At 66.0% G+C, this 24,700-nt stretch carries 13 protein-coding genes and 1 pseudogene; 2 read left to right on the plus strand and 12 right to left on the minus strand.

What is annotated here, in order from left to right; genetic code table 11:
• Nucleotides 1-8: 8 nt before the first annotated feature.
• Nucleotides 9-3,077, plus strand: coding sequence for a glyoxal oxidase (locus EHV23_RS14765; protein ID WP_125096732.1), 3,069 nt, complete (start codon nt 9-11; stop codon nt 3,075-3,077).
• Nucleotides 3,078-3,281: 204 nt separating this feature from the next.
• On the opposite strand, the gene nhaC is transcribed toward EHV23_RS14765, so the two are convergent.
• The 9 genes and pseudogenes from nhaC to EHV23_RS14820 all read right to left on the minus strand — a co-directional run.
• Nucleotides 3,282-4,745, minus strand: a complete 1,464-nt coding sequence (gene nhaC / locus EHV23_RS14770; protein WP_125096733.1) for a Na+/H+ antiporter NhaC — start codon at nt 4,743-4,745, stop codon at nt 3,282-3,284.
• A 294-nt stretch (nt 4,746-5,039) separates the two neighbouring features.
• Entirely contained in the window at nt 5,040-6,281 is a 1,242-nt protein-coding gene (locus tag EHV23_RS14775) for an MFS transporter (protein WP_125096734.1), read from the minus strand.
• A gap of 8 nt (nt 6,282-6,289) precedes the next feature.
• Complete coding sequence (locus EHV23_RS14780) at nt 6,290-6,946, minus strand: glutathione S-transferase family protein (protein WP_203229022.1); 657 nt, start codon at nt 6,944-6,946, stop codon at nt 6,290-6,292.
• Nucleotides 6,947-7,314: 368 nt separating this feature from the next.
• Nucleotides 7,315-8,376, minus strand: a complete 1,062-nt coding sequence (locus EHV23_RS16440) for a helix-turn-helix transcriptional regulator (RefSeq protein ID WP_125096736.1) — start codon at nt 8,374-8,376, stop codon at nt 7,315-7,317.
• A 100-nt stretch (nt 8,377-8,476) separates the two neighbouring features.
• The gene (locus EHV23_RS14790; protein ID WP_125096737.1) at nt 8,477-10,318 is read right to left on the minus strand and encodes a monovalent cation:proton antiporter-2 (CPA2) family protein; all 1,842 of its coding nucleotides are present in this window, start codon (nt 10,316-10,318) and stop codon (nt 8,477-8,479) included.
• Nucleotides 10,319-10,563: 245 nt separating this feature from the next.
• Nucleotides 10,564-11,712, minus strand: a complete 1,149-nt coding sequence (locus EHV23_RS14795; RefSeq protein ID WP_125096738.1) for an RpnC/YadD family protein — start codon at nt 11,710-11,712, stop codon at nt 10,564-10,566.
• A gap of 126 nt (nt 11,713-11,838) precedes the next feature.
• Complete coding sequence (locus EHV23_RS15685; RefSeq protein WP_203229023.1) at nt 11,839-18,129, minus strand: RecQ family ATP-dependent DNA helicase; 6,291 nt, start codon at nt 18,127-18,129, stop codon at nt 11,839-11,841.
• Nucleotides 18,130-18,166: 37 nt separating this feature from the next.
• Nucleotides 18,167-18,520 (minus strand): VapC toxin family PIN domain ribonuclease, encoded by a 354-nt coding sequence (locus EHV23_RS14815; RefSeq protein ID WP_420813066.1) that lies wholly within the window; start codon nt 18,518-18,520, stop codon nt 18,167-18,169.
• A 116-nt stretch (nt 18,521-18,636) separates the two neighbouring features.
• A pseudogene (locus tag EHV23_RS14820) lies at nt 18,637-18,822 on the minus strand (type II toxin-antitoxin system VapB family antitoxin); the annotation flags it as partial.
• Between the two features lie 257 nt (nt 18,823-19,079).
• Between EHV23_RS14820 and EHV23_RS14825 the strand changes: the two are divergent.
• Complete coding sequence (locus EHV23_RS14825) at nt 19,080-19,658, plus strand: NUDIX hydrolase (RefSeq protein ID WP_125096740.1); 579 nt, start codon at nt 19,080-19,082, stop codon at nt 19,656-19,658.
• Between the two features lie 6 nt (nt 19,659-19,664).
• Here the strand turns inward: EHV23_RS14825 and EHV23_RS14830 are convergent, their stop codons facing one another.
• The 3 genes from EHV23_RS14830 to EHV23_RS16685 form a co-directional block, all read right to left on the minus strand.
• Entirely contained in the window at nt 19,665-19,949 is a 285-nt protein-coding gene (locus EHV23_RS14830) for a type II toxin-antitoxin system RelE/ParE family toxin (protein WP_125096741.1), read from the minus strand.
• Complete coding sequence (locus EHV23_RS14835; protein ID WP_125096742.1) at nt 19,946-20,185, minus strand: ParD-like family protein; 240 nt, start codon at nt 20,183-20,185, stop codon at nt 19,946-19,948. The genes EHV23_RS14830 and EHV23_RS14835 overlap by 4 nt, the downstream gene beginning before the upstream one ends.
• A 299-nt stretch (nt 20,186-20,484) precedes the next feature.
• Nucleotides 20,485-24,618 (minus strand): L-glutamate gamma-semialdehyde dehydrogenase, encoded by a 4,134-nt coding sequence (locus EHV23_RS16685; protein WP_238990480.1) that lies wholly within the window; start codon nt 24,616-24,618, stop codon nt 20,485-20,487.
• Nucleotides 24,619-24,700 lie beyond the last annotated feature (82 nt).

Below are 24,700 nucleotides of genomic sequence, written 5' to 3' on the forward strand. Positions count from 1 at the left end.
GCCAGTCCGTGAAGCATCTCACGGCGCTTTCCGGCGCCACGGCGCATCATCGCCGGGTCACCATCCCAGCGCCGGAGGTCGGTCTGCGTCACCCCGTTCGCGTGACCTGCGGCCCCGCCCGCTCCCTTTCACAGGAACCCGCCGTGATCCGCTCCTTCCCGTCCGTTGCCGTGCCCGAACACCTGCGCCGCCGTGCGCTGGCCCTCGCTTCCGTTTCGGCCCTGCTCACCCTGGCCGCCTGTGGCGGCGGCGGCGGTTCCGATGTCGCGCCGGCCGTTTCGGCCGGCCAGCCCGGCACGTCCCTGACCACTGCGCCAGGCAGCACCGTCACCGGCTCCATCGACATCGACGGCCCGGCCGATGGTGTGGTGGCCGAACCCAACAAGGGCATCGACTTCTCCGCCGAGCGCAATACCGGCGGCATTCCCGTGGCCGATGAAACCGCCGAGATCAACGACTCCATCGTTGCCCGCAAGGCGCTGCCCACGGCGGTGAAGGCAACCGAGGGCGTCTGGGGCGGCCAGCTCAAGTGGCCGTTCATCCCCATCCACGCCGTCGTGCTGCCCGATGGCCGCGTGATGACCTACGGCTCCACCGACCGCGGCGAACAGGGCGCCAAATTCTTCTACGATGTCTGGGACCCGACCCTGGGCGGTGACGATGCTTCCCACCTGACGCTGCCCAACACCACGCAGACCGACATCTTCTGCTCGGCCCAGGTCGTGCTGCCGCTGACCGGTGACGTGTTCATCGCCGGTGGTGATATCTACAGCGATGCCCGCGGCCGCAGCATCAACCAGCCCATCAACGACACCACCGTGTTCCGCCCGGGCAGCAACCTGCTCGAGAGCGGTCCCAAACTGCAGCGCAAGCGCTGGTACGCCACGGCCACCACGCTGCCCAATGGTGAAGTGTTCGTGCAGGGCGGCAAGGGCGGCAACGACCATCCCGAGATCCGCCGCACCGACGGCAGCAACGCCCTGCTGTCGGGCATCACCACGTCCGACCTGCGCGAGGACTATCCGCGCAACTGGGTGGCACCGGACGGCAACATCTTCGGCTTCTCGCGCCAGCAGATGTACCGCATGAAGCTGGACGGCGAGGGCAGCCGTACCGACCTCGGCAAGCTGGACTACAAGTCCGACTGGGAGGGCTCGGCCGTCATGTTCCAGCCGGGACGCATCCTGTTCACCGAGGCCACCGGCAACCGTGCGGCCATCATCGACATCCGCGGTGACAAACCGGTGGTGACCGATGCCGGCACCTTCGCCGACACGCCGCGCATGTGGCACAACAGCACCGTGCTGGCCGACGGTACCGTCGCCATCACCGGGGGCGCCGAATACTTCGACTTCCAGAAGGCCACGGCCCGCAACCCCATCTACGACGTGACCCTGTGGAACCCGAAAACGGGCACCTTCACCAGGGGGCCGTCGCAGAAGCGCATGCGCCTCTACCACTCCACCGCCACGCTGCTGCCCGATGGCTCGCTGTTCACCGGGGGTGGGGGTGCCTATGGCCCCGAGACCAACCTGAACTCGGAGGTCTACTATCCGCCGTACCTGTACAACGCCGACGGCACCCCGGCCGACCGCCCGACCATCGACAGGGTGCCGATGGTGGTACAGCCGGCCGGCAGCCTGGTGCTCGAATCGCAGCAGGCCAGCAGCATCCGCCGCATCACCCTGGTGGCCACCGGCTCGGTGACGCACTCGTTCAACATGAACCAGCGCTTCATCGAACTGTCCTTCCATCGTGAAGGCAACCGGCTGGTGGCCAGCCTGCCCGCCAACGTGCATGACACGCCGCCGGGTTACTACATGGTGTTCATCCTGAACGAGGCCGGCACGCCGTCGATCGCGAAGATCGTGCGCGTCAACGTGGCTGGCGAGGTCACGGTGGACCCGGACATCGTGCCCGTCTACCGCTACGTGGCCAACGACGGCACCGGCCGGCGCGTCCGCCTGAGCACCGACGGCACGCTGGGTGGCGAATGGCAGCTCAAGGGCGAGGCCTTCTATGCCTACGCCACCCAGAAGAACAACACGGTGCCGGTCTACCGCTACTCGGCCACCAGCGATGGCAAGGTGCGCTACAAGTTCACCACCGATGGCTCGGGCCGCCTGCCCACGCTGGGCTGGACCCGGGACGGCATTGCCTTCTATGCCTTCAACCAGCAGGGTGAAGGGCGCATTGGCGTGCAGGAGTACAAGCAGGTGGCGGGTGGCTGGTACGTGAACTACGCGCTCACCGGCAACAACCCCGGCGGCGCCTGGGAATTCACCGATGCCACCAGCTTCTACGTGCCCACCAGCCGTGCCCAGGCCCAGCCCGGGGCCGTGCGGGATACCGAGACGCCCACCGTGCCGGCCGGCGTGAACGCCCTGGCACAGGGCCAGGACACCGTGCAGCTGTCGTGGGGCAAGTCGTCCGATGCGGGTGGCTCGGGCCTGGCCGGTTACCGCGTGCGCCGTGATGGCATGGACATCACGCCGAACCTGCTGACCACCGAAAGCTTCACCGACAAGGGCCTGAAACCGGGCAGTTACTCGTACACGGTGGAAGCCGTCGATGGGGCCGGCAACGCCTCGGCCGTATCGGCCCGTGTGCAGGTGACGCTGCAGAACGAGCAGGATGCGCGTGATGCGAAACTGGCGGCAGCTGGCCTGGTGCGGGTGTACCGCTATGTGGCCCCCGGCGGTGATGGCGACCTGCGCTATGTGTACAGCGCCGACGCCTCGGTCAGCGGTGAGTGGACCAGGCAGGAGCTGGCTTTCTACGCCTATGCGAAGGCGGGCCGCAATACCGTGCCGGTCTATCGCTACCGGGCCCGCGATGCCCAGGGCGTGGCCCGCTACCTGTTCAGCATCAACCCCCAAGTGGGCAATGGCTGGACACGGGAACACGTGGTGTTCCACGTGCTGCGCTATCCCACCTGGCGCTCGCAGGCGGTGAACGAGTTCTACCGCATCAATGGCGGCTGGTACCTGGGCTATGCCACCGGCAACCGTTTCGGCACCTCCGGCAACTGGCATCGCTACGGCCGCGTGTTCTACACACCGACGTTCACCGAGTGACGCCGGTGGTGACGGGGCATGAGGGGTACGGATGGGCCCCTCATGCCCGCTGCGGGATGTCTGGTCGGTTCCGGATGCATGGTGCCATGCTCCCCGGGCCGTGATGACGCCAGCCTGCAGCACACCCCGGAACGGCACGACGCCCGGCCTCGCCACCTGGAAAAGGGGCATGGCCGGGCGTTGCCGCTGGCAGAGTGGGGAGGCTCAGACCATGTATTCGCCCACGTCGTCGGCGATCTCTTCCATCTCCTCGTCGGGCACCTTCTGCGGGCCTTTCGGGTCCAGCGGGGTGAACCAGCCCAGCGCCGCATAGATCAGCCCGATCAGCGGCGACAGCCAGCAGAACACCGCAAAGGGCGCGTAGATGAAGGTACTGATGCCCAGCGTGCTGGTCACGAAGGCGCCACCGTTGTTCCACGGAATGAGCGGTGAGACCAGCGTGCCCCAGTCCTCGATGGTGCGCGACAGGATCGAGCGGTCATAGCCCATTTCGGCATACTTGCCCTTCATCAGCCGGCCGGGCAGCACCAGCGAGGTGTAGATCTCGCCGGCCACCATGCCCACCGTCAGCACCGACAGGGCCGAGGTTGCAACCAGAGAGAAGCGCGAGCTGACGATGGTATTGATCTTGAGCAGCAGCGCCCGGAAGGTGCCATAGGCTTCCAGCGCCCCCACGAAGGCCAGCGACAGGAACATCATGCTGATCACCCAGCCCATGTTCAGGATGCCGCCCTTGGTCAGCAGCTTGTCCACGTATTCCACGCCGGTGTGGGCGGTGTAGCCATTCATCAGGATGCCCGACATCTGGCTGAGGGCGTTGCCCTGGTAGAACACGGCGATCAGCGCGCCCAGAAATACGCCCGTGCACAGGGTACCCATCACCGAGTAGTTGCGAAAGCCCATGTAGATCACCACCACCGGCGGAATCAGCGTGATCCAGCCCAGCTGGAAGCTGGCCTGCACGGTGCTCTGCAGCGACTCGCGCAGCTGCAGGCTTTCGGGGTCACCATCGGCGTAGTTCCAGCCCACCAGTGTGTAGATGATTAGCGTCAGCGCGTAGGCCGGAATGGTGTTGGAGAGCATCGAGCGGATGTGGCTCCACAGGTCGGTCTCCACCACGGCCGGTGTCAGGTTGGTGGTGTCCGAGAGTGGTGACATCTTGTCGCCGAAGAATGCCCCCGACACCACGGCGCCGGCCGTCCAGTATTCCGGCACGCCCAGGGCCTGGCCGATCCCCATGATGGCCAGACCGACCGTCCCCACCGTTCCCCAGGAGGTTCCGGTGGCCAGCGACACCACCGTGGCCAGAATGCAGGCGGCGGGCAGGAAGATCCGCGGGCTCATGATGCCCAGGCCGGCATCCAGGATGGTGGGCACCGTGCCGGAGGCAATCCAGCTGGCAATCACCATGCCCACGCACATGATGATGATCATGGTGGGCAGGGCCACCTTCATCACCCGGTACATGTTGTGTTCCATGTCGATCCATTTGCGGCCCTTGAGCGACATGAAGGCCCCGGTGATGCAGATGCCGATCACCAGCGGGATGTGGGGCGTGTAATCGCTGAAGATGAAGAACTGCACCATCAGGATGATGGTGGTCAGCATCAGCGGCGCGATCTCGAACCAGAACGGGTAGCTTTCCCGGTTGCGCAGGGAGGCGAGCATGGATGTCTCCTGAAGGAGGGCTTGGCGCTCCCTCCGGAGACATGGCTGTCATGGGCAGACAGCGCAGCCTTCACGCGCAGGGCGGGACAGGGGGCTGCATGCCTGCACATAACTTCCCGGAAGAGAGGCGCCGACCTCTCGGTTTTGCAAGGCTTTGTCCCTTCATTCTTCGCCTTTGCCGGTGAATGTGCAAGTTATGGTGTACTGTGATTGCGGACAGGGCCTGCAGGTTCGGCTGTATGCCTGGTGCAGCCTGCAGCCCAGTGGGGCCTGATGTTCCGGCCAGGTGCGGCGTCAGTTCGAAGCGCTGTCCGGGCCGGGCGCTCTGTCCGGGCGCTGCCCGTTGTCCGTCGGGTGCCCCAGCCCCACCCAGATCGCCACCATCGCCAGCAGCACGCCCGAGACCGCATAGGGCAGGCCCGGCGTGAGCTGCAGCAGCATCGCGCCGGCCAGCGGTCCGAGTACCGTGCCCAGTCCCTGTGCGGCTCCCACCGCGCCTGCTGCGGCGCCCTGTTCATTGGGCTGCACCGAATTGGCGGCCAGTGCCGAGAAGGCCGGGAACACGAAGCCCATGCCGGATGCCGCCACGAAGTAGCTGGCCATCAGCATCCAGCTCTGTGTGACCAGCATGACCGACACGAAGCCCAGACCAGCCACGCCCATGCCGATGCGGATCATGGGGATGGGCCTGAGTGTCAGCCTGCGCACCACCAGCTGGCTCAGGATCAGCGCAATGCCGACCATGCCCAGCGCATTGCCGGCGGTTCGGGCGCCAGCCTCCGGGCTCATGCCCAGCTGGTCGATCACGAAAAATCCCACGGCGATCTGGCTGGCCGATACGGTGAACAGGGCCGTGAAGGCCGTGAGCATGGGGCGGCGCAGACGTGGGTCGGTCAGCAGGCTGCGGCCTCCCCGGCGTCCGCCGGCCGGCGGCGGTGCATCGGGCAGGTACTTCCACAGCGCGACCAGCCCCAGCAGGGGCAGCAGCGTGGTGAGATAGAGTGGGGCTTCCAGTCCGAACCAGGCCAGCTGGCCAGCCAGTGCCGGTCCCAGCACCAGGCCCACGCCGTTGGCCATGCCGAGCGAGGCCAAGGCGTTCACGCGGCGCTCGGGCGGCAGGTTGTCGGCGATCAGTGCCTGGCTGGCCGTGGGGGCGGCGGCGTAGAAACCGCCCACTGCGCCCCGTGTGGCCACCAGTCCGGCAAAGACCAGCCAGCTGGCCATGGGTACGTGCATGGCTGCGATCAGCCCGATACCCATGCCCAGGTAACTGATGAAAAAGCCTGCAAACCCGGTCACCAGGATGCGCCGGCGACCGTGCTGGTCGCTGAGCCGCCCCCAGATGGGGGCAGCCACCATCCACAGAAGGCCCCCTGCCGTCACCGCCAGACCGGCCTGCCAGGGCAGCAGCCCCAGATGCCGCGACAGCGGGCCGATGACGGCCACGAAGGCCATCATTGCCATGGTGCCGCACATGTAGGCAAACAGGAGGGGGCGCAGGGAGAAGCTGGGGGCAGAGGCGCTGGACGTATTCATCCTGCGGATTATGCCCCCATCTGCTGCGCCAGCACCTCGTCGAGCTGCATCGCACGGGCGAACGAGGGCAGGGCCATGAAGCGCTCCATGTAGGGCACCAGCACCGGATCATCGGCGGGCAGCACCGGCTGAAACTTCGTGAACCGTGCCAGCAGCATGGCGTAATAGAGGTCCAGAATCGTCAGCTGGTTGCCCACCATGTATTCGCGGTCTTTCAGGTGCGCGCGCAGTGTGTTGAAGGCCGTGTCGAAATCGCCGTAGCCGATCCCCTTGCGGCGGGCCTCGCTGGATGGCACCTCGGCTACGCGGTCAAAAATGGCGTACTCCAGATGCAGCGAGAAGCACATCCAGCGGTAGAACTCGCCGCGTTCCGGCGAACCGGCGGCCGGAGTCAGGTGTTTTTCCGGGAACTGCTCGGCGAGCCAGACGCCGATGGCCAGCGTCTCGGTCAGTACCGTGTCGCCTGCCTTCAGGGCCGGCAGCTTGCCCATCGGGTTGATGGCCAGAAATTCTGCCGAACGGGTGGTCAGCGTTCCGGCTGGCACCTGCGGGTCGGCGTAGGCAACGGGCACGACGTCATAGGTGGCACCGCATTCCTCCAGCACCCAGCGGATCCACTTGCCGCGGGACTGGGGGTTGGTATAGAACGTGTACGGGGCAGACATGGCAGCACTCCTGTGGTGGTTGCGTGAAACGGGATGCGGAGAACTGTACGCTGCACCACTGACAGTTTCTGTCAGCAGCGTGTCCGGGCGGAGGCTGTGCCGTCGCAGGCTGCATGCTGGGTCATGCGCAACCGTTTTCCGTGTGCACGGGGCGAACAGGTGCGCGCCACGTCGTACGAAGTCACCATTAACCCGTTTTCCGTGTGCATGGGGCGAACAGCCTGACTGGCTGTTCATGGGCCGTCGGGCAAGCCGGTTCTCCGTGCATGCGGTCCGCACAGGGTAGTTGATTGTGTCGCCCGGCTCCTCGATGCTGGTTTCCCGGACATGCGGTCCGCACAGACAGATGGATCAGGCCATGCCCCGTGTCAGTCCCGGTCGTGGAACTGGTCCAGACGGATGCCGGTGGCCTGCAGCCACGCTGCCTCCAGCTGCCGGCGCGGCCTGGGACACGGATCCCCCAGCCATGCGTGCCGGATCCGGTCGGTACGGAAATGCCGGAAATCGGCCCGCAGGGTGCACCAGGCGGCCAGCAGGCGTGTTGACTGGAGGTAGCCCAGTGCAACCGGCCAGATCGTGCGTCGCGTGTCCTGTCCCTGGGCATCGGCATAGTCCATCTGCAGCTGGCGGTTCTCGCGCAGCGCCTGCCGTATCAGGGGCAGGATGATTTCCTCGTGGCTTTCCCATGCTGTGCGGGCTGGCGACCGTACGTTTCCGCAAGGCGCGGGTGACGTATCGGCTACGGTAGCGGATGCGGGCGCAGCAGGGACGGGGACCGGGATAGCGCACGAAACAGAGGCAGCGACGGAGACCGGAGCACAAGCCGGGACGGGGACGGATGCAGGTGCAGGGACAGAGTCAGACGCAAGAGTAGAGGCAGGTGCAGGGACAGAATCAGGCGCAGGGGTGGAGGCAGATGCAGGGGCAGAACAAGGGACAGGGACGGATGCGGCAGCAGACGCAGAGGCTGCGTCAGGGGCCAGGGCAGTGTCAGAGGCAGAAGCAGCATCAGGGACAGAGGCAGAGGGCTCGCCGGACACGCGGCCACGGACCGGATACAGTGCCTGATCTTCCATCATTGGCACCAGCTGTGCCGGCAGGACGGCCTCCACCTTGGCCAGTACCGAGCGGGCACTGGCGACCAGTGCCGGGTCCGGCTGCTGCACCACCCAGCGCAGTCCGAGCACCAGCGCCTCGATCTCGCCTTCGGCGAACATCAGTGGGGGCAGGGTGGGGGCGCCCTTTTTCAGCACATAGCCCACGCCTGCCTCGCCGCGGATATCGGCCCCCTGGGCGCGCAGCAGATCGATGTCGCGATACAGCGTGCGCAGGCTCACGCCCAGCGCCTGCGCCAGCTCGTGGGCCTGCCGGGGCCGCCGGCCGGTTCGCAGCTGCTGCATCAGGGCCAGCAGGCGTTCGGTGCGGGACATGGCGGTTCAGGCGGCAGGGACCATGCCGAGGCGGCATTTCATGAACCGGTGGGGCCTGCATACCCTTCGGGGTGTGACGGACCGGTTGGCGCGGGTCGGCTCAGTCGTCTCCATACGCCCATTCTTCCTTCTCGCCGCGCAGCAGCGCCTCGATGGCCTGGCGGGTTTCCTCGCGCGTGGCCAGCACCCGTTCCACCATCGCGTCGTTGCGGTAGGTGCCCAGCGACGGGTCGTACAGCCGGGCCTGTTCGATCATGCCGTGACGGTCGTGCCGGTAGAACAGTTTGCCCACCTCTTCGGCCGTCTCATGCGGCATGCCCAGCTTCTCCAGCGAACGCTTGCCCATCCGCAGCGCCGCATCGAAGGTCTCGCGGACGATCTCGTCGGCTCCCGCACTGTACATGTCGAAGGTGTGCAGCCGGTCGAAGGAACGGGCCACGATCTGGATGTCGAGATTGACCTCCCGTGCGAAGCGCACGATGGAGAGCGCTGCCTTTCTGTCATCCACCGCCACCACCAGCAGGCAGGCTTTTTCGATGCCGGCCGTCAGCAGCAGTTCCGGGCGTGTGGCGTCGCCGAAGTGGGTCTTGGTTCCGTAGCGGGTCACGCCTTCCACGGCCTCCGGGTCCAGGTCGATCACGGTGGAGGTGTGGCCGCACATCTGCAGCATCGTGTTGATGATCTGCCCCATCCGGCCCATGCCGATCACCAGAATGGGGTGCTGTTCCTCGATGGGATCGGCCTCGCGTGGTTCGGCTGCGGCCGGTTTGCCGAAGCGCTGGTACAGGATCAGCAGCAGTGGTGTGATGGCCATCGACAGCACCACGATGGCCGTCATGTTGGCATTGGTGCGGGCATCGATCACACCGGCACTGGCCGCTGCCGAATACAGCACGAATGCAAACTCGCCACCCTGGGCCATCAGGAGTGCACGGTCCATGGCATCGGCGTGGCTGCTGCGGGCCAGACGGGCCACGCCGTAGACGCACAGCGCCTTCACCACCATCAGCGCCACCACGCCGGCCAGGATCACCCCCCAGCTTTCGGCCACCACCTTCAGGTCCAGCGCCATGCCCACGCCGAGGAAGAAGAGCCCCAGCAGCAGTCCGCGGAACGGCTCGATGTCGGCTTCCAGCTGGTGCCGGAAGCTGGATTCGGACAGCAGCACCCCGGCCACGAAGGCACCCATGGCCATCGACAGCCCACCCATCTCCATCAGCAGCCCCGCGCCCAGTACCACCAGCAGCGCCGCGGCCGTCATCACCTCACGGGCCTTGCTGGCTGCCAGTACCCGGAAAAGCGGGTTCAGCAGCCACAGACCAGCCGCCACCAGCGCACCCAGGCTGCCCAGCGCCACGCCGATGCTCTTCCAGACCGAAGACCCATGCGCCGCCGCCTCATCGGCCCCCGGCACCGTCGGCGCCAGGAACGACACGATGGCCAGCAGCGGCACGATCAGCAGATCCTCGAACAGCAGGATCGACACGATCTGCTGCCCACGTCGCGAGGCCAGCTCCTGCCGCTCGCCCAGCACCTGCATCACGATGGCCGTCGAGGTCAGCACGAAGCCCGTGGCGCAGACGAATGCCACTTGCCAGGGTGCCCCGAAGGCCATGCCCACGAAGGTCAGCAGGATCGAGCAGATCACCACCTGCATGCTGCCCAGTCCGAAGATCTGCCGCCGCAGCCCCCAGAGGTGCGAGGGCTTCATTTCCAGCCCGATCACGAACAGGAACATCACCACCCCGAACTCGGCTATGTGGATGATCGAATGGGAGTCCGTGACCAGCCCCAGCCCGTAGGGCCCGATGGCCAGCCCGGCTGCCAGATAGCCCAGTACCGAGCCCAGCCCCAGCCGCTTGAAGAGCGGAACGGCCACCACTGCGGCCCCCAGCAGGGAAACGACCTGGATCAGGTCGGACGAAGAAGCTTCAGCAGCCATGAGAGATGCAGTCCTGCGTAAAAAGAAAGGGCACCCGAAGCGGATGCCCGTTGAGGGAGGGGGCCGGTGGCATGGTTCGTGCGTTGTACGGACGCCGCGGGATCATGTCCGGCGTGCCCGGGCATGGCGCGCGCAAGTTCTCCGGTGCGGGTCTGTACGGCCCGGCCATGATTTGCCCGGCACGGGTCACCGGTTCGGGATGGCGTGATGGTAACGCCTGTCGTGCCGGTGGCGAAGGTGGGGCGCTATTGCAGGCGGAAGACCTCGTTCAGTGTCTGCACCGTGAGCGCCTGATCGGTCCAGTGGTCCATCTGTTCCAGGCTGGCCTGTTGCAGTCGCCGTTCAGTGGCTGTATCCAGAGGGCCGAAGCGGCTGACCAGCAGCTTGGTCAGCACCCTGCGTTGGGTATGCTCGGCACCCAGCTGAATACCTTCCTCGCGGCCTTCTTTCAGACCACTCTCCCTGCCCTGCAGGATACCCTGCTGGACTCCTTGCCGAATGCCTTCCTGCCGGCCCTGTTCCAGCCAGCGTTGCGTGAATGCGCCCATCTTTCTGTTCTCCGTGGGGTAGAGCTGTTCGTAGAGCCGCCACTCTTCGGCGGTCAGTGTGAGGTAGGTTTCGATGAAGTCCAGGTATTTCTGCCGCAGGTCGGGATTGCGCTCCAGCGTCAGCAGCCCTTTCACGGCCTGGCCGTAGACGCGGACCCGGGACGGGCTGTCTGCCGGCCGGGCCATGCAGACCGAGGTGATGCGGGCCACGATGTTGGGGCTGTCGGCGAAGTCGGCTGCCTGCATCTCGGCCAGCCGGCAGGGCAGGAAGGTGAAGTCCTGGTAGCGGCGGTGCCGGCCTTCGACGATGAGCCGTTCTTCGATTGTGCCACGGCGCAGGAAGATTCCGACAGGGTAGACATGGCAGGTCTTCTGGGTGTGGATGACCGTGGCCGTGTAGCGGTTCATGCGTGCGATGTTGAAGTGCCGGGTGACGGACTCTTCCTCGAAGAGGAAGATGGCATCTTCGCGTTCGCCGTTGCGCCAGTGTACGCGCATCGGCGTGTCGAGGATCAGGGCGCGGTCGCGCAGCCGGCGCCGGGGCGGCTCCTGCCGGATGAAGGTGATGTCGATTTCGTCGTACAGTGTGATGCCTTCCTCGGCGGCGAAGAAGGCAAGGGCGGCCTGCGGGTAGTCGAGGATCAGGTCCTTGAAGTTCTGGTCGTGGCTGGTGCGTGGGGCGGGGCGATACCGGCGACGATAAACTCGTCTGGCAAGGCTGCGGGGCAGGCCGGGCCGAGGGGGTGAACCGGGACTGGCCTGGGGTGGATGGCTGGTGCTGCTGCCCGGACCGGAGCCGGGATGGGGCTGTCGGGGGCGGCGGCGCGGATCGGCATGGGGGCTCATGGGAAATCCCCGGGGTGGGGGGCGTTGCGGAACACCCGGGCATTTCAGCAGGCCGTCAAGGGGTTGTCGGTGGGGGAGTGGTCAGGCTGGCCATGCGGCATAGGCCGTCTGGCCTATGCCACATGGTCACATCCCTGTCTCGGCGCGTCTGTCATCGATCGTCTCGGGGCCGGCCGGAATCGTGATCCGCGGCACCACCACCGTCCATTTGTCCAGCTTCTCCGGATGCAGGTGCAGCCACTGCGGATCGACCTGCGCGCGGTAGCGTACATACAGCTCGGCCACCACGGCCCGGGCGCCGGCAGGCAGCGGGCAGGGCAGGTCCAGCCGGTCGAGCGTTACAGAGCGGCTGACCACCACGTTTTCATGCAGGAACTCGTACCGTTTTCCGTCCCGTGACGGTCGCATCTGAAGCGGATCTCCGGGGCGCAGCTGTGCCAGCACCTTCAGCCGGCGCAGGGCGCGGTCGCTGAGCCTGCCGGGGGAACGTGAAGCGCCTGCGCCAGGAGGTGGTTCCGAAGCTGCCGGGTATGCCGTACCGGATAGTTGCCCCGACGGTGCATCCCGGCCGGCAAACCCGATGTCCAGTTCCTTCAGCCCCAGCATCCGGTACTGCGTATCCAGGGCGGGCTGTACCGCATGTTGCTGCATGACCCGTTCGACCAGGGGCACATCTGCGGTCTGCGGCTGGTCTGGATGCGCAGTATTCCGTTTCTCACGCCGGTCTCTGCCCTGCTGCCGGGTGTCGGGCCGGTCGCTCTGCAGGCCGTCGAGCCGCCCGATCCACGCGTGCTGCGGCGAATCATGGCACAGTGTCAGCGTTTCGATGGCCCGGGTCATCGCCACGTAGTACAGGCGCTGTCTGTCGGGTTCCGGCGCTTCCCAGCCACCATCGAGCACGAACACGTGCCGGAACTCCAGCCCCTTGGCGGCATGGACGGTACCCAGAAACAGCCCGTCGGCCCGCAGCTCTTCCAGTTCACCGGCATGTGCGTACAGCCACTGGCGCAGGTGATGCGGGGTGTAGCGTAGGGTCTGTGACGGGTCGTCTGCCGCTTCCCGGGAATCTCCGTGTTCCATCAGAAAGTCGCGCAGCATCACGCGGAAATAGCGTTGCCAGCGTTCGTCCACATCCTGCCGTTCCACCAGACGGGCGAAATCCTCCGCTGTCAGCAGGGGGCCGCTGGTGAAGTGTTCCGGAGTCACTGATGCCTGCTGCAGCTTCTCCAGCGCATCCACCAGCCGCACGAAGGGCCGCAGGTGAGTGATGCGGATGCGTGCGTGCTTCTCGCGCGACAGGGCGTACGGAACTCCGTGCTGTTCGCACCATGCCTGCAGTGGCTGCAGGCTGCGGTTGTGGTGGGCGAGGACGGCAAAATCCCGCCAGCCGGCCTCGGGCCGCAGCGCCTTCAGCCGTTTCATCTCGGCTATCACGGCCTGCGCCTGCAGGTTGTCGGCGACGGTCCGCTGCCGGGGCGAGTCATCTTTCAGGGTGGTGGCCTGCAGCACCCGCACGCGTCCCTGCCTTTCGGGATCGATCTGCGTCCAGGCACCACCCATGGGTTCATCGGCCCGCTCCGGATCGATGGTGATGGGCTGATCAGCCTTCATCCGGCCTGGCTGGCCCTCGATGACCGCGTTGGCCGCGGCGATGATGGCGCCGGTACTGCGGTAGTTCCAGGTCAGGTAATCGGGCTTTTTCACCCCGTAGTCCTGCTGGAAGCGCTGGATGTACTCGTTGCTGGTCTGGCGGAAGGCGTAGATGTTCTGGTCATCGTCTCCCACGGCCAGCAGGGTCAGTTTGCTGTCGTCATCGGCCAGCTGCCGGCCGGCCAGGGCCGAAACCAGGGCATAGTGTGGCCCGGAGATGTCCTGGTATTCGTCCACCAGAATCCACCGGAAACCGGCCAGCAGCCGGTCGCGCGTATCGTCTTCCTCGCCCTGGGTGGCCTCGCCGGCCGACAGCATGTCGGCGGCCTGCTGGCACCAGATCTCGAACGGGCTGGGCTGAAGTGCTTCGGCTCGTCGTCCCCGGTTTGCGCCCGCGCCGTCTTCCTGCGTTGCGCTCAGCAGCCTGCCCTGCATCGGGCGGGAATGGTCCTGCGCGGGGTATGACTGAACCCGTGCCGGAAGCGGCGGCTCTGGTGCGCCGTTGCCGGGTTCCGTTCCGTCGGGCAGGCTGTCGAAGCGTACCCCCAGCAGCCGCATGGCCATGCTGTCGTAGGTCAGGACGGTCACCCGGCGCGCAATGTCGCCGACCAGCTGGTGCAGGCGGTGTTTCACCTCCACGGCCGCATGCCGGTTGAAGGTCAGCACGATGATCGAGGCCGGATCTTCGTGCATGACCCGCAGCAGAAAACCCACCCGGTGCACGATCACGCGCGTCTTGCCCGAGCCCGGGCCGGCCAGCACCAGCCGGTTGGTGCCGCTCTTGTCGGTCACGATGGCCCGCTGGGCGTCGTTCAGACCGCCGGTGATGCGCCGGTAGGTGTCGGGAGAGACGGCCTCTTCCAGCTCGGCAAAGCGGCCGCGGAACCACCGCTGTTTGAAGGTGCCTGCCGGTTCGTGAAAATAATCGTTCACCAGGGCCTGGGCGGTCTGGATGTTCTCCTTCAGGGCCTTGATGGCGTATTCCTGCATCACGTGCACCTGAAAGCATTTTTCGTTGTAGAAAATCTGCAGGGGCCTGTAGTCGGCCTTCCGGTATTGCCGTTTGCTGGCCAGGACATCGGGATCGAGCCGGATGGTCATGGCATGGCGCAGAATGGTCATGCCGTGGTTGAGCCGGATCACCTCCTGTTTGTGCATGAACAGCAGCGCCTGCTTCAGCAGGGGCTCCCGGTTGTTCTCCGGAATCTGGCCGGTCAGGGCATCGTGTTCTTCGAGCAGATCCTTCAGTTCGCCAAAACTGGTTTCGGCTACGGCGTCCTTGCTGCGCACGCCCCCTGTTTTGCCCACCAGAAAAGGCAGGATGACGCCGCACAGTTGCCGTCGCAGGGCGGCGCGGTTCTGCAGATCGTCCCAGTTGTCGGCGCTGTTTTTGAAACGCATGCGCAGCAGGTCGTTGCCCATGTCCTGAATTTCGAAGCTGCCGCTGCTGTGCGATTTTTCGGCGGCACGGTCATGCGACAGCGAAAAGAGCAGCGCTTTCAGGCTGGCCGGGAGCAGCGAAGACAGCATGGCGCCACCGCCGCTGTCCCCGGCCGTGGTGACAGGCAGAGGTGCCGACGGGAGCGGGTTGCCCGGCGTACGGGACGCGGCCGATGCTGGTTCGCTGGCGTCGTGGCGGGCCGACGCATGGCCGTCCGGTTGCGCGTGCGCCGACGCCAGCCGGCTGCGCAGCGTGCTGCACAGTGCCGTCAGTGACACGTTCTGCCACACGCGCTGGTCGGCGTCGGGAATTTCGTCGTGCAGGATCTGCCAGAGCCGTTCCTCGATGGCCAGCACGGTGCGCAGCGTTTTCTCGGCGGGACGAACATGGTCGGTGCGCAGGTTCACCGTCATGCGCGTGTCGTTGACCAGAATGCCCAGTTCTTCCAGTTCCTTCAGCATGCCGCGCAGCTCGGTGAAGCTGCAGGCAGTGGCGCGCTCCAGATCATCGGTGCTGACCGGACGGTCGTCCGATGCGTTGAAGATGATCTCGATGAGTGTCTGGAACATCTGCCGCTTGCGTGGTGGCAGGTTGGCCTGTTCGAGTCTTTTCAGGGCCTGTTCATCGGTCAGGCTGCCCGACCGGGCCGGAAAGATGCGCGTCTGGTTTTCGGTTCGTACCAGAAACCCGTCGCGGGCCAGCCAGGCCAGGGCGGTCTTGACTTTTGTGTCGGCGCCGGCATCGTCACTGTCGAAGCTCATCGATGCTTCGGTGTCGCGCAGGATTTCTCCGCCTGTGACCACCAGCATGGTGTCTTCGCTGTACGGTGTGCCTCCCGAACCCGAACCCGAACCCGAACCCGAACCCGAACCCGAACCCGAACCCGAACCCGAACCCGAACCCGAACCCGCTTCCGTGCCGGTACTGGTGCTGGTGCCGGTCCGTGTGCGGGTGGTTCTTCCCGTCTGCGCGCCTGCCCCTGCCGGGTTTCCAGTTGTGGAACCGGTGGGGGTTCCCCGGCTGGCATGGCCGGTCTTTCTGGATGGCTGCAGCTGCACGAGCCGCTTCCAGACCATCTTCAGATCGCGCCATTCCAGCTGCGAGCTTTTGCCCAGGCCGAACTGCGTGTCGATGTCCTGCCCGTCGTAGAGCAGCACGCAGCGGGCGTTCTGCTGGTCACGGCCGGCACGACCGGCTTCCTGCAGGTAGTTTTCCAGCGACCCGGGAATTTCGGCATGCACCACCAGCCGTACATCCGGTTTGTCCACACCCATGCCGAAGGCGTTGGTGGCCACGATCACGCGCAGGCCGTTTTCGCCCCCCGTGATGAAACGCTCCTGCACCTCGGCCTTTTCGTTGGCAGGCAGCCCCGCATGAAAATGCTCGCAGGCCCAGCCCTGCTGTTTCAGGAATTCGGCGGTTTTTTCGGCGCCGCGCCGGCTGGCCACGAACACCACGGCGCCGCCCGGGTCATGGTCCAGCGCATGATGCAGCAGTTCGCTGATGCGCAGGTTCTTCTGTTCCCGCGGGGTTTCCAGTACCTCGTAGGCCAGGTTGTCGCGGGTGTTCGTGCCGATGAAAGTGGTGAGTTCAACACCCAGTTCCTCGCGGAAATGCTGGCGGATCTCATCCAGTACATCCGGCTTGCCGGTGGCGGTAAAGCAGCTGACCGGGGCATGTTCGGCCGCACGGTGCGTTTTGATGAACTGCGCGGCATACAGGTAATCGGGCCGGAAATCGTGCCCCCATTTGGACAGGCAGTGGGCCTCGTCGAATACCCAGCCATTGACCTGGCGGTTTTCGATGGCGCGGATGAAGCTGGTGTTGCGAAACTGCTCGGGCGCCACGAACAGGATGCCGATGTCGCCCAGCGCCACCCTGTCCAGAATGTCGGCGCGTGCCACCACGTCCAGCATGCCGTTGAGTGTGGCCACGCCGCTGATGCCGCGTTTTTCCAGATTGCGCACCTGGTCCATCATCAGCGACTGTAGCGGTGAGACCACCACGGTCAGCCCGCCATTGCGGTAATACCGGTTGAGCGCCGGCAGCTGGAAGCACAGCGATTTGCCACCCCCGGTGGGCAGCACGGCCAGCAGGCTCTCGCCACGCATGCCGGCCTCGACGATGGCCTGCTGACCGCCGGGCACACCCGCGACAGCGCGAAAGGATGTGATGGGGTGAAAGTACCGCTGCAGCTGCACGGTGGCGTCCAGCGTGTTGCGGCAATAGGTGCAGAGAGGATCGGTGCAGGGCACGTCACGCAGTTCGCGGATCAACCGTGCCGTATCCGGGAACTGCTGTCGCACCCAGGGCGCCAGGACCGAATTGCCGCCCGCAACCCTCAGCCACGACAGCACATAGACGATGGGAAGCTGCAGGGCAGGGTCGGCCAGATCGTGGTCGAGCAGCTGCTGCAGGCGTGTGCGGCAGACTTTCAGGGCGGTATCGCCTGCGTCCTCGTGCAGCATCTGCCGAATGGCCTGGTGCAGCACGGCGGGGGCCAGCTTTCTGCCCCCGTCGGTGCCCTGGGGCGTCACTGGCTGTATCAGCCCCGGCAGCGGGCCGAACAGGTGTTCGCAAACGGCTGCCTCCTGCGGTGCCTGGTCCTTCAGCGTCTGCAGGGCCACGCACTGGTCCTGGAAGAGGGTCCAGCAGGCCAGGCAGTCGGCCAGGGGCGAATTCTGCGCAGACGAGATGAGCTTGTGGTTCTTGATCAGCCGGTGGTAGGGATTCTGCGGAAAGGCGATGGGCGAGAGGCGCAGCGTGTCGATGACCGGCAGGCGGTGCAGGCCCAGCCAGGGCGCGGCCTGCTGCAGGATGGGCAGATCATGGGCGACGAGGTTGTGACCCATCACATGGGTGGCGCCCAGGGTCAGCCTTTCCAGTTCGGCCAGCGCAGCCTGCAGGTCGGCCGCCTTGCGAAAGCGGGGGCTCTCGAAACGCTCGCCGGTATCGGGTCGAAAGGCACCGATCTGCCGCAGGCGGCCCCGGTCGGTGTCGAGGGAAAGAGGCTTTCTGCCTGCGTGGGTATGGCTGCCCCCGGGGGTGCCAGGGCTGCTTCCCAGCAGGGCGGCCAGCCGTTCCCGGCCTGCGCCCAGCAGGGAGGTGAGGCGGCTGGCCGTGCTGGTGCGTTCTTCGGGGTGTGCAGGGGCACCGGTGCGGCCACTGCTGGCTGCCTGTGCATTTCCGGCGTTGCCGTGCGGGAGGGCTTCATGGGCGCTGCTGTTCACCGCACCTGCCGACGGGTTGGGGGTATCGGTGGCTGCCGCCCCGTCCGGTGGCGGACGAACTTCCAGATCGATGATCAGAATGGCGGGCGGCTGCATGGCACTGATCTGGAAAAGCGGGCTGCCGGGTGGTGCGTCAGGCAGGATCGTCGACGGGGGGATAGGCTACCCCGAAGCGCCGGGCGAGTGCATCGAGCCGGCGATCTGCGGTCCACAGCTGTGTGACGGGCGTCATGAGGGTGGAGGCCAGCAGGAAGAGATCGACCAGGCCGCAGCCCAGTCCCTGTAGCTGGTGACGGTCGATGAAGGCCAGCAGCTCGTTCAGGCTGCACTGCTGGACACTGCGCAGTCTGCGCAGGTCACCCAGCAGCTGGACGCGGCGCGGCGGGGTGCCGCAGGCGATCTCGCCGATGATGAAGGGATGAATGGCCACCTGATCCTGCGCGAGCAGGGTGGCCAGCCGCACGTCGCCATATTTGAAATGGCGCATCCAGACACTGCTGTCCACGAGCACGAAGGGCGTCATGTGTCGCTGCCCGCTGGCGCCCCGTAAGGGGGCGTGTTTTCGTGCACGGTGTGGCTGTACCCGGCATGGGACGCGTCTGTACGCTGACGGGTGGGCAGCGTCATGTCGGGGGCGCTGCCACCCAGCGCGGCAAGACGCCGGGCAGACTGCACGCGCACGAATACCCTGACCGCCTCGCGGAACAGGTCGGACCTGTCCATGTCGGGGTCGGCCACTTCCAGTGCCTGTTCGTAGAGTGCGTCGTCGATGGTGACGGTGGTACGCATGTTTGCCTCGCGTCAGAGATGATGCGATTCTGCATCACTCCGGGTGGTTTTGCAAGTCTGCCGACTGTTTTGCCGTGTCCGCCCGGGGCACCGGACTGCCGGTCGCGGCTGGCTGTCGGCAGGCCGGGAAATCAGGGATAATCCTTGGCAATGAATGCCTTGTCGTGTTCGGCCATCTTCGGGTCATCCGGCAGGCCGTATCCGCAACAGTGCCTTTTCATCCCTTCGCCTGCCCGGCAGGTTTTTCAGGAGACATCATGACAGCGCAAGTCATCCGGCCGGTGGCCATCTGTGTGTTCAGGCATGAAGGCCGCATTCTGGCCGTGCGTGGCCATGATCCGCACCGTCAGGGCGCCTACCTGCGGCCAGTCGGGGGCGGCATCGAATTCGGGGAGTCCGGCGCGCAGACACTGGTCCGCGAGGTGAAGGAAGAACTGGGGGCCGACATTGCCGATGTGCGCTTCATCGGCACGCTGGAAAACCGTTTCCGGGTGGGGGACGAACCCCGTCACGAGATCGTGCTGGTCTACGATGCACGCTTCACCGATGCCTCGCTCTACGGCCGTGAGGTGCTGCGGGGCAAGGAAAGCGACGGTACCGACTATTCGGCCATCTGGGTGCGCCCCGAGGACACGAAGCCCGAAACGCCGCTGTATCCGGAAGGGCTGGCTGCCCTGCTGGCCGCCGATCAGGCCATGATGGCATCGGCCAAACCGGCAAAGGCCCCGCGCAGGAAGAAGTCGCTGGTGGACCTGCTGCACGCCCACCGTGCCGACATCGAGGCGATCATCGCCGAATTCGACCGGGCCCAGCCGCCGGGGACGAAGCGGCGGTGAGGTGTGTCAACCGCGTTTCAGGTCGCGGTAGAAGTTTTCATGGGGGCCAACGGCTTCGAGGTAGACGAACCGTATGCCTTCATCGATGGTGTAGCCAAGCAGGTAGAGCTGGTTCTGGCTACGGAACTTGTAGACGAGCAGCCCTGCCAGATCGCCCTTCTTGCGCTCCCCGATTTGTGGGCTGTGGGCGATTGTGTCTGCAGCCATGTCGACGTCTCGCGCAACATTGTCGTGCAGCTTTTTGTAGGCGCGAGCAAAGCGACGCGTTTGCTTGAGCAGATAGTCGCTCATGCTGGCTGATTCTGGCTACGAGGGATGAAGGGGGTCGCCTCTTCGCGGGGCTCTGCCAGTGAGGCAAGTGATTCCGTGATGAAACTGACGGGAAGGTCAGGGTTGTCAATGGCTGCACGGCCCACACTGGCCCAGAACTCGATCTGGCCTGCAATGGTTCTGTGCTCGGCTCGGGCTTCGGTACGGGCGTGGTCGTACAGCTCGCGATTGATTCGGATGGCGATGGAAGTCGTCATGGTGTGATCATCCCACGATATCCCTGAGTTACTACAATTGTAGTAATTCAGGATGGTCTGTCAATCGATGTTTACCTGAATCCGGATCAGCGCCTTTGACAGATCCCGAAGCAGGTGAATGAAACGGCAAAGGCCGGACCGTAAGCACGGGTCCGGCCTTTGCCGTATGGTGCTCCTGCCCGGCGGCACCCGGAGCGTGTCATGGACTCATGCGTCCCTGCGCTGGCCCAGGCTGTCTACTGACAAGGTGCCCCACGCAGGCCACCCGCAGGTGGCCTGCTGCCCTGGGTGGCGACGGCTTACACCATCGTCATCAGGCTGGCGTTGCCGCCCGCAGCGGCGGTGTTCACGCTGATGGCGCGCTCGGCCAGCAGGATCTCGGTGCCGTAGAAGGCGCCGCCGGTCAGCTGGTCATGCGTCAGACCCTGCAGGTTGACGATGGCGCCGGTACGCTTGGCCAGACGCTGGTTCAGTGCCTTCAGTTTGTCGGCATCACCTTCGAACAGGGCGCCCTCGAACACGGCGCTGTCGATCTCGGACTCGTTCAGCTGCTTGACCTTCGCGCGCAGCGTGCCGGGCAGCTTGTTGATCACGTCCGAGGTGGCACCGCTGCCCACGAACAGTGTCTGGTTGCCGGTGGCCAGGCAGGTGGCCAGCTGTGCCAGGGCACCCAGCGGCGTGGAGGCCACGCACAGCACACGGCCACGGCCTTCCTGGCGATAGGTGTTGCGCTCGCCGGTGGGGCCGGGCATGACCTGCTCTTCCATGCCGGTCTGGGCCGCGCGCAGCCCCTCGACCAGGGCGCGGGCGCTGGAGGCGTCGGCTTCGACCAGGCCGGCGCGCGGCAGCCACTCGAGCAGCTGGGCCAGAGCCTGTTCGGTCTCCTGCGTGCGCGGCAGCACCGTGACCGGGCGTTTGGACAGCAGGCGCTTCAGGTACAGCGGGCCGCCGGCCTTCGGACCGGTCCCCGACAGGCCCTCGCCGCCGAAGGGCTGCACACCCACCACGGCACCAACGGTGTTGCGGTTGACGTACAGGTTGCCGGCGTGGATAGAGCCGAGCACCCGTTCGATGGTTTCGTCGATGCGGGTATGCACGCCAAAGGTCAGGCCGTAGCCGGTACCGTTGATGTCGCGTACCAGCGATTCGAGGTCTTCCCGTTTGTAGCGCAGCACGTGCAGCACCGGACCGAACACCTCGCGGCCCAGTTCCTTGATGCTCTTGATGTCGATCATCGTCGGCGGCACGAAGGTACCGGCGCCCAGGGCGTGCTGGTCGGCATGGGCCAGGGCAGGCTGGGCGACCTTGTGGCCCTTGGCACGCATCGTGTCGATGTGCTTGACGATGGTGCTGCGGGCTTCGTCGTCGATCACCGGGCCCACGTCGGTCGAGAGCAGTTCGGGGTTGCCCACGCGCAGCTCGCGGGTGGCGCCTTCCAGCATGGTCAGCAGGCGGTCGGCGCAGTCATCCTGCACGCACAGTACGCGCAGGGCGGAGCAGCGCTGGCCGGCCGAGTCGAAGGCCGAGGTCAGCACGTCGGCCACCACCTGTTCGGTCAGGGCGGAGGAGTCGACGATCATCGCGTTCTGGCCGCCAGTTTCGGCGATCAGCGGAATGGTGTGGCCGTCCCGGTCCAGACGCTGGGCCAGCGTGGCGGCGATGATGCGGGCCACCTCGGTCGAACCGGTGAACATGACGGCGGCAATGCGCGGATCGGCCACCAGCGGGGCACCCACCTGCACGCCATCACCCGGCAGCAGCTGCAGCACATCGGCCGGAATGCCGGCTTCGTGCAGGATCCGGACGGCTTCTGCGGCGATCAGCGGCGTCTGTTCGGCCGGTTTGGCGATGACCGGGTTGCCGGCACCCAGTGCGGCCGAGACCTGGCCGGTGAAGATGGCCAGCGGGAAGTTCCACGGGCTGATGCACAGCACGGGACCCAGCGGCCGGTGCGAATCGTTGCTGAACTCGGCGGATACCTGGTTGCCGTAGTAGCGCAGGAAGTCGACGGCCTCGCGGACCTCGGCGATGGCGTTGGGCAGCGATTTGCCGGCCTCGCGTACGATCAGACCCATCAGCACCGGCATGCGGTCTTCCATCAGCTGGGCGGCGCGCAGCAGGCAGGCAGCACGGTCGGCCGGCTGGGTGGCCTGCCAGACCGTGGCGGCTGCCGTGGCCGCTTTCAGGGCGGCGTCGATGTCGGCCGGCGTGGCTTCGATCACGTGGCCCACCACGTCGTGATGGTTGGACGGGTTCAGCACCGGTTTGGCCTCGGCCGGCAGGCTGGCAGCGGCAGGCTGGGTGGGTGCAGCGGCGCTCTGGCCTTCTGCCTTTGCATCGGCCTTGCCCGCTGCGCTGGCATCCTTGCTGACCTTGTCCGGGCTGCCGGCCTTCTGCCCGGTACCCTCGGCCGTTTTGCTGCTGGCGCCGGCATCCTTGCCGGTGGCTGCGGGTGTGTCCGCCTTCGGCAGGCTGACCGGTGTGCGATTGCCCGGCTGGGCCAGCCAGGTTTCGGTGGTGCTGGCCAGCAGGCCGCCCGACAGGGCCGCCAGTTTCTGCTCGTTGGCCAGGTCGATGCCGGAGGAGTTGGTGCGCTTGCCGAATACCTCGGTGGTGTACAGGTCCACCGGCAGCGGGATGTTGTCGTGCGGCGCGCCCAGCGGCGTGATGCCGGCGGCTTCCTCGATGGGGTTGGTGATCAGCTGGTCGATCGGCAGGTTGGGGTCGCTGACACGGTTGACGAACGACGTGTTGGCGCCATTCTCCAACAGGCGGCGGACCAGATAGGCCAGCAGCGTCTCGTGCGTGCCCACCGGGGCATACACGCGGCATGGACGGCCCAGGCCGCCTTCGGCCACGGGTTTGGTGACCTGTTCGTACAGCGGTTCACCCATGCCGTGCAGGCACTGGAATTCGTACTGGCCGGGGTAGTAGTTCCTGCCGGCCAGTTCGTAGATGGTGGCCAGTGTCTGCGCGTTGTGCGTGGCGAACATCGGATAGATGGCGTCGGGCACTTCCAGCAGCTTGCGGGCGCAGACCTGATAGGACAGGTCGGTGTGCACCTTGCGGGTGTAGACCGGGTAGCCGTCCATGCCGTCGAGCTGGGCACGCTTGATCTCGCTGTCCCAGTAGGCGCCCTTGACCAGGCGGACCATGATCCGGTGGTGGCTGCGGCGGGCCAGGTCGATGATGTAGTCGAGCACGAACGGGCAGCGCTTCTGGTAGGCCTGCACCACGAAGCCGATGCCGTTCCAGCCGGCCAGGGCCGGGTCGAAGCACAGTGCTTCCAGCAGATCCAGCGAGATTTCCAGCCGGTCGGCCTCTTCGGCGTCGATGTTCAGGCCGATGTCGTACTGGCGGCACAGCAGCGTCAGCTGGCGTACGCGCGGGATCAGCTCGTTGCGCACGCGGTCGGCCTGGGCACGGCTGTAGCGCGGGTGCAGGGCCGACAGCTTGATGGAAATACCCGGGCCTTCGTAGATGCCACGGCCGGCCGAGGCCTTGCCGATGGCGTGGATGGCCATTTCGTACGAGGCCATGTAGGCCTGGGCGTCGGCCTCGGTCATGGCGGCTTCGCCCAGCATGTCGTACGAGTAGCGGAAGCCCTTGGCTTCGTACTTGCGGGCGTTGGCCAGCGCCTCGCCGATGGTCTCGCCGGTGACGAACTGCTCGCCCATCATCCGCATGGCCAGGTCCACGCTCTTGCGCACCACGGGCTCGCCGCCGCGCTTGAGCACACGGGTCAGGGCCGACGACAGGCTGCTCTCGCTGCTGGTACCCACCAGCTTGCCGGTGATCACCAGACCCCAGGTGGCGGCGTTGACGAACATCGACGGCGACTGGCCGAGGTGCGATTTCCAGTCACCATCGCCGATCTTGTCGCGGATCAGGATGTCGCGGGTCTCGCGGTCGGGAATGCGCAGCAGGGCCTCGGCCAGGCACATCAGGGCCACGCCTTCCTGGCTGGACAGGGCGAATTCCTGGATCAGGGCTTCCACCGTGCCGGAGCGCGGCCGGTTGCGCAGGCCCTCGCTCAGGCGGCGGGCCAGCTTGTAGACGGACTGCTGGAAGGCCGGATCGACCAGCACCGAGGTCTGGGCCTGGCTGAGCAGCCAGGGCACGCACTCGGCCTCGGGACGGCGCCAGGCCGCGGTGATGGCGGCACGGCGCGGGGTCTGCGGCGAAACCTGCTGGGCAAACTCGACGAACGGGCCGGCCTGGGTCTGGCCGGTACTCTCCCGCTCGCCGGGCGCACAGTCCTTCGGCAGGGCGAGCTGGTCGGGTGGCTCTTCGCCACGCTCCAGCGCTTCCACATAGCTCATCAGCGCCTGTCGTGTCAGCCACTGCAGGCTGCGGTTGTTGCGTTGCGCGATGTTGCTGAGGCGATTCTGCAGGGCCTCGTCAACCTTGATGTCAAGTGGGAGGTTGCTCACGATGGTCTCCGAATGAGCGGTGACGGGGCACCAGGATGCCTCACGCGCCAGCGGCCGTGCCGGGATGTCTCCATGCCCCGAT

Source organism: Lautropia dentalis (assembly GCF_003892345.1).
Lineage (GTDB): Bacteria > Pseudomonadota > Gammaproteobacteria > Burkholderiales > Burkholderiaceae_E > Lautropia > Lautropia dentalis.